Source organism: Candidatus Poribacteria bacterium (assembly GCA_016866785.1).
Lineage (GTDB): Bacteria > Poribacteria > WGA-4E.
Genome location: VGLH01000037.1, coordinates 22305 through 33170, shown reverse-complemented (window position 1 = coordinate 33170; position 10866 = coordinate 22305). Strand labels below are relative to the sequence as shown.

9 protein-coding genes and 1 tRNA gene are annotated in these 10866 nt (G+C 64.5%); 1 reads left to right on the top strand and 9 read right to left on the bottom strand.

The features are described from left to right. From FJZ36_07375 to FJZ36_07360, 4 genes are all read right to left on the bottom strand, one after another. Positions 1-1936, bottom strand: a 1936-nt coding sequence (locus tag FJZ36_07375; GenBank protein ID MBM3214718.1) for a tandem-95 repeat protein, incomplete at its 3' end; no start/stop codon positions are given. A gap of 479 nt (positions 1937-2415) precedes the next feature. Continuing rightward, positions 2416-2643: a hypothetical protein gene (locus FJZ36_07370; GenBank protein ID MBM3214717.1), complete on the bottom strand. Its 228-nt coding sequence runs from the start codon at positions 2641-2643 to the stop codon at positions 2416-2418. A gap of 394 nt (positions 2644-3037) precedes the next feature. Continuing rightward, a tRNA-Met gene (locus FJZ36_07365) sits at positions 3038-3113 on the bottom strand. 211 nt (positions 3114-3324) lie between these two features. Further along, on the bottom strand, positions 3325-3549 hold the full coding sequence (locus FJZ36_07360; GenBank protein ID MBM3214716.1) for a LarC family nickel insertion protein: 225 nt from the start codon (positions 3547-3549) through the stop codon (positions 3325-3327). 239 nt (positions 3550-3788) lie between these two features. On the opposite strand from FJZ36_07360, the gene selD reads away from it, so the two are divergent. Then, on the top strand, positions 3789-4853 hold the full coding sequence (gene selD / locus FJZ36_07355; GenBank protein ID MBM3214715.1) for a selenide, water dikinase SelD: 1065 nt from the start codon (positions 3789-3791) through the stop codon (positions 4851-4853). Here the strand turns inward: selD and FJZ36_07350 are convergent. The 5 genes from FJZ36_07350 to FJZ36_07330 all read right to left on the bottom strand — a co-directional run bounded on the left by FJZ36_07350 (position 4850) and on the right by FJZ36_07330 (position 10799). Further along, positions 4850-5884 carry a Gfo/Idh/MocA family oxidoreductase gene (locus FJZ36_07350; GenBank protein MBM3214714.1) on the bottom strand — a complete coding sequence of 345 codons (1035 nt, stop codon included), beginning with the start codon at positions 5882-5884 and terminating at the stop codon, positions 4850-4852. The two genes, selD and FJZ36_07350, sit on opposite strands and share 4 nt — an antisense overlap. Positions 5885-6025: 141 nt before the next feature. Continuing rightward, a complete protein-coding gene (locus FJZ36_07345) occupies positions 6026-6616 on the bottom strand; it encodes a hypothetical protein (protein MBM3214713.1) in 591 nt (196 codons plus the stop codon). Positions 6617-6795: 179 nt separating this feature from the next. Beyond that, complete coding sequence (locus tag FJZ36_07340) at positions 6796-8280, bottom strand: beta-agarase (protein MBM3214712.1); 1485 nt, start codon at positions 8278-8280, stop codon at positions 6796-6798. Between the two features lie 25 nt (positions 8281-8305). Next, positions 8306-9493 carry an aldo/keto reductase gene (locus tag FJZ36_07335; protein MBM3214711.1) on the bottom strand — a complete coding sequence of 396 codons (1188 nt, stop codon included), beginning with the start codon at positions 9491-9493 and terminating at the stop codon, positions 8306-8308. 136 nt (positions 9494-9629) lie between these two features. Next, entirely contained in the window at positions 9630-10799 is a 1170-nt protein-coding gene (locus tag FJZ36_07330; protein MBM3214710.1) for a hypothetical protein, read from the bottom strand. Positions 10800-10866: the final 67 nt, after the last annotated feature.

The following is a 10866-nucleotide window of genomic DNA, read 5'->3' as shown; positions in this document are numbered from 1 at the left end:
TGTCCGTGCCGTTGAAGTTCGCCGACGGCGTGTAGGTGACCGACGCGCCGGAGATGGTTCCCAGCGTGCCGTTCGAGGGGCTGGCGACGACCGAGTAGGTCAGCGTCTGACCGGTATCGACGTCCGTAGCGCTCAGGGTGATCGCTTTCGCCGTGTCCTCGTCCGTCGTAGCGGGGACGTTGCTGGCGACGGGAGCCGTGTTCGGCGTCACCGTGATTGTGAACGTCTTCTGCGTCGTGTTGTTCGCCGACTGTGCATCGTCGGCGGTGACGGTGATCGTCGCAGAGCCGCTGCCACTGGACGCGGGGGTGTAGGAGAGCGCCCGCGTCGAACCGCTGCCCGTGACCGCTGGATTCGGAATCAGCGTCGGATTGCTGCTGGTTGCCGTGAAACCGACGATCTGGCTCGACTCGTCGCTGCCGCCTCCCGGTCCGACACCCGTGATCGTCACCGTCTGCGTGGACGAACCCTCGAACACGGTCGCGTTGGAGATCGCGTCGAACACGGGCGGGTCGTTGACCGCCGTGACCGTCACCGTGAAGGTGCGCGTCGCCGTGTTGTTGGCGCTCTGACTGTCGTTCGCAGTGACGGTGATGACCGCCGTCCCGTTCGCATTCGCGACCGGCGTGTACGTCAGCGTCCGACTCGTTCCCGTGCCGGTGACCGCGACGCTCGCGATGAGCGCCGTATTCCCGCTCGTCGCCGTGACGGTGACCGTCTGACTCGACTCGTCGCTTCCGCCGCCGGTTCCAACGCCCGTCACGGTGACCGTCTGCTCCGCCGCATCTTCGAGGATCGCCGATGGATCGCTGATCGCGTCGAGAACCGGCGGGTCGTTCACGGCGTTGACGGTGACCGTCACGGTCGCCGTGTTGCTGTCCGCCTTCGTGTCGTTGGCTTTGTAGGTGAAGGTATCCGTGCCGTTGAAGTTCGCGGACGGCGTGTAGGTGACCGACGTTCCCGACACGGTTCCGAGCGTGCCGTTGGTCGGATTCGCCACGATGGAGTAGGTGAGGGTGTCGCCGCTGTCGGCGTCCGTGGCGTTGAGCGTGATCGCTTTGGCGGTGTCTTCGTCCGTCGTCGCCGAGACCGCGTTCGCGACGGGCGCGTTGTTCGTTGAGGGCGCGATGGACGCGACGGCGCCGCCTAGGATGCCAAGTACGTTGTTGAAGGCAGGACCCGTCCCAACCGACGAACTCGACGCGACGCTGCGATTGCCCGTCGTGGAGTCGACCCGAATGACGGTGTTCTCGCTGAACGTCGTGAAATAGAGGCTTCCATCCGCAGCAATGGACATGCCGTAACGATTCGATGTCGTCGTGGGTCCCGTTCCCGTCGAGGAGCCGGTAACGGTCGTTCGATTGCCTGTCGTCGGATCGACGCGGAGGATGTAGTCCGTGGAGCTGGTTTCATTCACGACATAGAAGGAACCGTCGCTTGCTCGCACGATCGCGGTGGGATCCGCCAGCGCGGGACCTGTGCCGGTCGACCCATCTGAGAGAACCGAGCGGACGAGCGTCGTTGGGTTCAAGCGGAGGATCGAGTTGCTGAACCGCGTCGTGTAGACGATGCTCCCGTCCGGCTCGACGACCACCCCGAACGGTGTGGAGACAGCCGCGCCGGAACCGACGGACGAACTGGCAAGCGTCGTTCGATTCCCTGTCGCCGGGTCGACGCGGTAGATCACCTCAGAAGCCATTGGTACGATGATGTTCCCGCTGCTGTCCAACGCCAACCCGTAGACCGCCGACAGTGACCCGCCCGTCCCGACCGTCGAGCTCGATACGACCGCCCGGTTTCCCGTGCTCGGATCTACGGACCAGATACTGGTCGATCCATCGCCTCCGATATAGATCGTTCCCGTCGTGCTGTTGCGCGCGATGCCGACGGGAAAGGATATGCTCGGACCGGTGCCCGTCGTGCTGTTCGACAGCACGGTCCGGTTCCCATTCGACAGGTCGACGATGTAGAGCGAGTTGCCACTATAGTTCGCGACGACCGTCTGCTAGGCGTTCCCGATGACACCCACCGCTGCCATGGCGACAACGAGCGCCCATGACCCGACGGTGCGCCGAACGGCGCCGCCCCACGGGTTTCCAGCACCACGCACGCCTAGGCTGAACGCACGATGACACTGCCCTTTCATTCGAGCCCGTCTCCTTCAAGTCACCAGAGGTCGCGGCGGCAGCTCTTCCAGGGTATGCCGATTCAACGAGACCGTGACGCCCCATCCTCGACGACAAGGAGTGTATTGGCAGTCCGATCTCGTGTCAATGCCCGGTTCCGAGCATATTAGAGAGTATTGTTTTAGATATCTCTTAGCTAGATAGCAGCCTTCTGCCGAATCCGAGGCTGATTCACTCGACCGTATTCGCTCCGTTACGAGCCTGCGTGACGAACGCCCCGGCGATGGGCTCAGCGCAGCATGTCATCGAGGAATGCCGCCAGTCCGTCGTGCCGGGCGAGGTCGATCCCGTAGAGGTCGAGCAGGAGCGCGATCCGGTCGTCGCCTGAAGCCGATGGGAGCGCCCGCGCCTCGCTCTCCGTGAGGGCGGGCACGCCGAAGCGCTCCAGGAACGACTTGGCGTAGGACTTGTAGCCGTGCTGGTAGGAACGGCTCGTGCGGAGGATGTAGAACGCCATCAGCGGCGAATTCAGGAGCGTCTGCAGAACGCGCAGGTCGGTGTTCCACGCTGGCTGTCCGTCCGTAGGGGCGACTCGGCGAATCGCCCCTACGTCGTGGGTGTCGCCTACTTGTGGATGACCAGCGGGCGAGTCTCGCGGAAGGGTCCGCCCAGAGCTCGTCGGTTTCGGTGACGGGTTGTTCCTGCCACAACGAACACCGGGGCGCGGCGAATGCCTGGCGCCATGCGGCTTTCATCGGCGAATGAGGTTGCCCAAACCGCGCCCAAACTGGCGATCTATCGGGTCATTCGAGGGCGAAAGCGGGCGCCATGGCAATGGTTGGGTCTGCCAGTAGACGGCAAGCAGAGGACCCGCAGAACCAGTGTTCCTGCGGGTCGAGGTAGCACGCTCTTGGTGGCTCCGGTTGGACTTGAACCAACGACCTAGCGATTATGAGTCGCTCGCTCTACCGACTGAGCTACGAAGCCGCGCGATTGCGGGTGGTCGCGTCCGCCGAACGGTATTGTATGGACCCGAATCGCCGTCCGTCAAGGAAAGGTCTCCGTTGGCGCCCGCCGCCGGTCACGACTGCCCGTACAGCGACCGGTACGCTTCGGTCGCCGCGTCGTAGACCTCGCGGATGGGCTGCGCCCGAAAGCTCTGCCGCCCGACGGCAGTCGTCGTACTCAGGAGCGGTCTTCAGGATACCGGTGCAATCCCGACTTTCACGCGGACTTCGCCGAACCGAGTCGTGACGCGAACGACCTCGCGCGCGACCTTGCGACGCGAGAGCGGCGACACGCGAACGCCGAAGGTCGACGTTTCGCAGCATTGTTGAGGATCCGTCGCGGTCACTGGCAGATCGAAAATGCCATCCACTACGTCCCAGATGTGACCTATGACGAAGACCGCAGCCAAGTCCACGTCGGCAACTCGCCACGTCTGCTGGCAGCCCTCCGCAACATCGCTATGGCACGATCCCGATCCGACGCAACGGACGAACCAACATCGCTCAAGCAACCCGCGACCTTGCCGCCAAACCCTGGCAAGCCCTGCAATGGCTAGGGATACGTCGTTCGTGAAATGGCAGTGCAGCGATCGGGCAGTCCGGCGATCCTTGCTGTAGGGCTCCGGCGGTGCCTAGAATGGCGCTTACCGGCGACATGACTCCAAAGGAATCGGCAGTGACTGCGAAGAAGATCCGCCTGACGGAGAAGGTGCAGTGCGCGGGTTGAGCGTCCAAACTCGCTCCAGCGGTGCTGGAGCACGTGCTGGGAGCTTTGCCCAAGTTCGCTGACCCAAACCTGATCGTCGGTATGGAAACCGCCGATGACGCCGGAGTCTATCGACTCGCCGACGATCTCGCCATCATCCATACGGTGGACTACTTCACGCCCATCGTCGATGATCCGTATACGTTCGGCGGCATCGCCATCGCGAACGCCCTCAGCGACGTGTACTCGATGGGCGGAACTCCGCGCACTGCTCTGAACATCGTCCTTTGGGACAAGACGCTTCCGACCGAGGTTCTCGGTGACATCCTTCGAGGCGGAGCCGACATGCTCCTGCGAGCCGGCTGCACGCTCGTCGGAGGTCACTCGGTCGATTCGCCGGAGCTCATGTATGGAGCCGCCGTCACTGGTACGGTGCATCCGGGGCGGGTCATCCGCAACTGCGACGCCATGCCCGGCGATGTGCTGATCCTGACGAAGCCGCTCGGCGTCGGCATTCTCGCCACTGCCGCGAAGTACGACGGGATCGGTTCCGACGAACTCCAGCCCGCGGTCGATTCGATGATGACGCTGAACGATCTAGCCGCGCAGGTGATGCTCGATCACCACGGACGCGCCTCCACGGACGTCACCGGCTTTGGTCTCGTGGGACACGGGTACGAGATGGCGAAGGGCAGCGGATGCGGACTGGAGCTGATCGCGAATCGGGTACCCGTGCTGGACGGCGTACTGCGGCTGATCAACGCTGGCACGCACACGCGAGCCCCGGGGCTCAACCGCGCGTATGTCGGTTCCCTGCTCCATTGCAGCGATGGCGTGGACTCCCATCGGGCGCAGCTCATGTTGGAGGCTGAGACCTCGGGAGGCCTCCTGATCGCGTTCCCGGCTGATCATGCGAACGCCGCGTTGGACGCGATGCGCGCGGCAGGCTTGGCATACGCGAGCGTCGTCGGGACGGTCATCGACGCGCCAGCAGGGACGGTGAGAATCGTCTAGCAGATCGAGTCCACCTCGATGCGCCGACCCGTCCGCGCTGAGACGTGGCATGCCTCCGTGAACGCCATGTAGCGCATGCCCTCCTCGAACGATGTCAGCACGACAGGTTTGCCGGTACGGATGGAGTCGACGAAGTCCTCCTCGACCCGCCAGCCGCCCCGCTGAGACTCCGGCACGATCACTTCCGACATGCCTGAGCGGGAACCCAGCGAAAGCCGCTCCGTTGACAGGTCGATGTGGAGGGTCCCGTTCGTGCCGTAGACCTCGACCCTGGGCGGGCCCGCGTGGACTGCGACGCTGGAATAGTGGAACACCGCCTGCGCGCCGGATTCCATGTGCGCCAGTATGCTCAACGAGTCGGGAACGTCGGCGGCGACAGGCACGTCTGACGAAGGATCGGGGCGGGATGCGATCCAAAGACGCATCTGCGCCATCACGCTTGCGGCGTGGCCGAAGTAGCGGCTCAGCATCTCGTAGTCGATCCCCAACGTCATCACGTTCAGGCCCGACAACTCCCGACGATGCCGCCAGTGGACGGGCGCGTTCGGGTCCGCGCCAGCATCGGTCAGCCCGCGCACGTAGATCTCGCGCGCGTCTCCGATGGCTCCGGCCGCGAGCAGCTCGCGCAGCACGACATCGGGTCCGAACAGGCGAGGCGACGGGACGATCTGCGCGACTCGATCCGTCCGGCGAGATACCTCGTGCATGGCGCGCGCCTCGGCGGCGTTCATCGCCATTCGAGCCTCGCAGAGGATGTGCTTGCCCGACTCCAGCGCGGCAATCGTCATCCCCGCGTGCATGTAGGGCCACGTGCCGATGACCACGGCGTCGATGTCGTGACGCCCGATCAGGGCTCGCCAATCGGTCATCACGTCGTCGATGCCGAACTCCCGCGCGACGCGGCTCCCGGATTCCACGCTGCGGTTGCAGATGGCAACGATCTTCACGTCGGGCAGTCGCTGAAGCCCGGGGATGTGCCTGCTTCGAGTGTTGGCTCCGGCACCGATGACTCCGACGCGCAAGACGCTCATCTCCGAGTCCCCTCTGCGAATGGACGCGCGCGCCTGTCCTACCGCGAATGGCGGCTTCGTGACCGGTCTGACCAGGGGATCGAACCGAGGCTGAGACGTTCGCTCGAGCCGAAGACGGCAGACGGACTCAAGCCGCGAGTCCTACGAACCATTCCCTGCTGTGCTGCGTTCCGACGGGAGCGTTACGGGCTTTCCGGCTGCTCTCGCCCTCGCCGCGCGACGCATCAGGAGCTGCTCATAGGCGCTGGGAACCGACGAAGCTTGGGGAGAGGGCGGGTTCGGCTCGCGCGCACTGACAGATGACCTGCGCGCGGTCTCACGGGAGCGGGACGCAGATCGTGTCGCGGTTCGCTTCGGCTTGGGCTGCTGCGACTTGGCGACATTGGTTGTCTCGGAGGGCTTCGGCGGCTCCTGCGCTGGCGGCGGTTCCGCCACGGCTGCGACCGGAACCTCGGCGAGTGGCTGCGTCGCGGCAGCGGCAGCGGAGACAGCCGCGTTCTCAGCCACGACGAGCGTTGGAGTTTCGTTCACCTGCTCCGGCACGATCAGGGGCGCTTCGGACGTGACCGGCGCTAGCGGGGGCGGGACAATCGGAGGTCGCAGCAGCCAGCGCCATATGCCGTAGAAGGCGATCGCCAGTCCGATGACCGTGACCAGAAGAGCCACCAGCCGCAGGCGTTCGTTCACAACAGGAGCGGGTTGCTCTTGCTGCTCGTTCGGGGGTGTTTCCACGAATCGACTCTCCGTGTCGGTCCCGTGCGGCCGCAGCCGTGATAGCCCGTGATCCAGCGCTGCGAAGCCGAACAGGAAGCGCTCCGACGTCGCCGAAGGCTAGCACACTCCGCGCGTGCGTTCAACCGAGACGTCGTCTGGATGTATACGCTCGCACCGCCGCCTGTGTTGCAGGGGTTCTAACGACCAGCACCAGCGTGGCGCTCTTCGAGTCGCTCATTGACCACTCGCATGCGCGACGTCAGGACGGTCCAAGGCTCGTCGCGGATATCCACCACGCCGTAGTTGCTGTTTTCTCCGTCGAACCGCCCTTCGGAGGGCTCGTCTGCGTGTTCGAACCAATGGAACCCGACCATGAAGGGGAGCCCGAGCAACGCCGTGACATACGCGTCATACCGCTCCGCTCGCTCCTGCTGAGTCGCTACGGGTCGACCAGCTCCTCGTGTGTTCGGCAGACCGGAGTCCATCGCCTTGAACGAGAACTCGGTGAGCATCATCGGTCTACCCGTGGCGCGATGGATCCGGTTCAGCTTCTCGACCGGGGGAAGAAAGTCGTAGTTGTTGTAGGAGACGATATCGACGTTCTCCCCCATGCTCTCCACGACTTCGTCCGGCGCGTAGCCGGCGTAGCGGCAGCCGAGGATGAGGTGGTTAGGGTCGTGCTCACGAATCGCTTCGGCGCACACCCGGAAGTACTGCGACGCGACACGGCGCAGCCAGTCGCTCTGAAGACGCGCGAGCTCCTGCGCCTTGGGAGACGCGGACTCGTCCGCAATCGCGGCTTCGAAGCTCTTGTAGTCGGTTCCCCAACGTTCGTTCAGGGCTGCCACCGATGGGTAGACCCGCCCGAGGTACCGCAGGATGTCGTCTGACCGGAAGGACCGCTTGGCGGCGATCCTCGTCAGAGCCCACTGCGCCGCTCGCATCTCGGCGCTGACATCGCTGAGCGTGCCCACGCTTCCGGCATCCTCGAAGCTCGACATGTGCGAGCCCCACACTTCATTGAAGCGCTCAACAGAGCCGTAAGACTCCCTGAAGAGCCGGACGACTTCTGCCTTGCCCTCCGCACCGGCAGGCATGGCGAAGAACTCTTCGAGCAGAGACTGGTCCGACCTCCAATCGGGGCCCCAGCGCAACTCGTTGTCGGTGAAGTATCCGAGCAGGTACGGATCATCCCGGAGCGGAGCGCACTCCAGCCTTGCCACGCGGTCGGCTTCGGATCTGAACCGCCCCGAGAAAACATCAGGGAACGACCCGGTCTGCCAGTCTCCGCCAGCGATGGAGCCGATGTTCACGATGAGCGTGTAGGGCATCCCTTGCGCGAACGTTGACCGGCTCGACCAGGCGCCGACCGTGTTGAAGCCCCACCCGCGCAAACGCTCGACGCAGGCTCGCGCCCAAGCGGGCTCGTCCGGATACTTCGCGCGCACGACATCGCCGTACGGCGACCTGCCCAGCGCAGGAGAGCGGTCGCCCGCGTACGAGATGTGATTGACGCCCTTGGACAGGAAGGCGTTGCCGTCTGGGTCGATCAGCCACCAGATGCCGTCGATCCGTTGGACTCGGAAGAAGCCGGTCGACTCGCCGCTCTTCTCTGACCAGCCGCCATAGGGACTGGTGCGCGTCGACATCTGCAACGCGAGCGCGATCAAGGCGCTGAGCATCGCGGTCCCCAACCGTGTGATAAAATCACGTCTGCTTCAGGTCCTGCTTTAGCAGATCGCCCTCGTGGTCCCATCGCGGCTTGGTGATCTCGCCGGTGTACATGCGCTCGTGGGCGTCCCAGAGCAGCCCTGGGATGTCGAGGTGCTCAGGGCAGCGCGGTAGGCAGTCTCCGCACTTGGTGCACTGATCGCCGCGAACGCCGAGCACCCAAGCTCCACCGTCTCCGACGCGGCTGTAGCGTCCGCGGGTGTACTCGTGCATATCGAACGCGAGGGTCATGTTGCGCCAGTTCAGCAGTCCCGGGATGTTGATGTTCTCCGGGCAGGGCAGGCACTGGTTGCATACGGTGCAGAACGTATCGCCCAGCGCGGCTCGGTAGCGCGCCTGGACGTTCGCGTAGACGCGGTCGAAGACCTCGCGTTCGGGCCCGTTCGGGTCGTAGTCGCTGGTGAGAAGGTTCGCGTCGACTTCATCGGGCTTGGCGGGCCCGAACGACAGCGTGTGGACCTCCGGCTGGTTCAGGAGCCACATCTGGTTGAACGCCACGGGCGTCAGCGGCTGGCACGTCTCGGTGAGCTCAGGAGTCGGGCGGTGCAGGCGCCCTCCCTGGGCGTTGGGGCTGATGATGAACACTCCCAAGTCGAGCTCCGCCGCCCGCTCGACGACGTTTCTCAGCCCCTGGTAAAAGAAGTAGTAGTGCAGGTTGATCGACTCGAACTCCTCCGTGTTCACGAGCTCCATGACGCCCTTCGGGTAGCCGTGCGTCGAGAACCCGAAGTGACGCACGCGACCCTCCGCTTGGAGCTTGCGCACGTATCCGAGGCAGCCGTTGTCGCTCATGGCTGGACGGACGGACTCATAGCTCCCGGGCCCGTGGAAGTCGAGGTTGTCGATCACGTCGATGCCGAGGTGCTCTTGGCTGATGTCGAAGTTCCGCTTGAAGTCGTCTACGTTCGACGACGGACCGATTTTCGTCGTGATGTAGAGCGATTCCCTCGGTACACGCTTGAGGATCCGCTTCAGCGCCTTCCCGACGCGCTCCTCCGAGTTGCCGTACGCGCGCGCCGTCTCGATGTGGTTGATGCCCATCTCGACCGCGCGCTCGACGACCCCGATGGCGTCCTCTTCCGGCTTGTTTCCGGTGAACTGCATGCAGCCCACCGTGAGCTGAGAGAGCATCATCTCCGTCTTACCGAACCGTCGGAATCTCACCGAGTTTCCTCTCGCATGCCGCCTTGCCGCAGAACGCAACCCAGTTGGGATGAGAATAGCACAGATCACGGACTCAGCGGAGTCCGGTTCCCATCGGACGTGTGCGTGACGCGCGCAGGTGCCGCATCGAGCCCGGCTATAAGAGCGTCTTCATCGCCGCCGTCATGCGCTCGATGGCTCGGTCGATCCACAGGAGCGACTCGGCTCCCCGACGGATGTGGGTTCCTGCGTGCGTCGGGAACCAAATGACCCCGTGCGACGCAAACGCGATCTCGAACGCGCGGTCGTAAGCATCGTGCGAGTATGCCTTGCCGCCGTTCGCGACGTACGCCTGGAAGTAGCGCTCCTTCACGCGGTCAATCCACGCGCCCTGCGAGATGGGAAGCGCGTGATAGCATGCCTTCGTTGCGTCGAGCACGAGGGAACCAACCCCAAGGCACTCCCAGTCGATCAGACTGACGGACGCACCGTCGTCTTCCCATCGGAGACCGACGTTGCGGAAGTCGAGATCGCCGTGCAACAGCGTCACGGGCTCGGATACCAGCGCGTCCACGAACGGGCTCCGGTCGCAGATGAGCTCCGCCCAGATGCCTCTGTCCCCGCTGGACACGCGTTCCAGGAACGCGTTGGCGTTGGCGCGCAGCCACTCTGGCGGATTGGGCGTCCTGGTCCATTCCCGGTCCAGCCCGAACGCCCATCGATAGCTCGGGAGCAAACCCTCCATGGCGACCCGATGCGGCGTCAGGAAGTCGCAGGAATCCAATAGCGGGCGTCGTTCCGGGCCCTCCCACGCCACGTGGAGTCGCGCAACACCGTCGAGCACGTATGCGGTTCGACGCCACGTCTCGTCGAGCGTGTACGCGGGGGACGCGACCTCGTCGGGCATCCACTGGCGCGGCATGCGGAATTCGTTTAGCGTCGCGCTGATATCTTCCATCACGACCCATGCCTCGGTCGCGCTGTTGTCGGACCAGGCGGCGAGGATCGGTGCGACGATACCCTGGGGCATCGCCTCTCGGCGGAGCAGTCCCGCCTGCCAGCCCAACGCTTCGAGCGGCTTCGTGATCCGTATCCAGTTCTCGGTGTTGCCGCCGCGACGCCAGCGCTTGACGATGAACTCCGTCGTGCGATCCGCGGACGAGTCGCCGGACCGCCATCGCACCACGGCGCGACTCAGCGATGCCGAAATGCCGTCGTGCTGGATGGAGCCGTCATCCGAGTCGAGCAGTCGCGGCGACTCGCTCGCGAAGAGAGCGCACAGCGCCCGTTCGAGCAGCTCCGTCGGGACGTGGTCTTCGGGACCCATGGGCCCCCCTGAGGTACTTGCCGTGTGATGTCGACGACCGCTCGAGGTGTCTGGAACGCGGAGCGCC

Coding starts and splice junctions, on each gene's coding strand:
- FJZ36_07330 (MBM3214710.1), bottom strand. CDS start 10,799: ATGGGTCCCGAAGACCACGTCCCGACGGAGCTGCTCGAACGGGCGCTG.
- FJZ36_07340 (MBM3214712.1), bottom strand. CDS start 8,280: ATGCTCAGCGCCTTGATCGCGCTCGCGTTGCAGATGTCGACGCGCACC.
- FJZ36_07370 (MBM3214717.1), bottom strand. CDS start 2,643: ATGGCGTTCTACATCCTCCGCACGAGCCGTTCCTACCAGCACGGCTAC.
- FJZ36_07350 (MBM3214714.1), bottom strand. CDS start 5,884: ATGAGCGTCTTGCGCGTCGGAGTCATCGGTGCCGGAGCCAACACTCGA.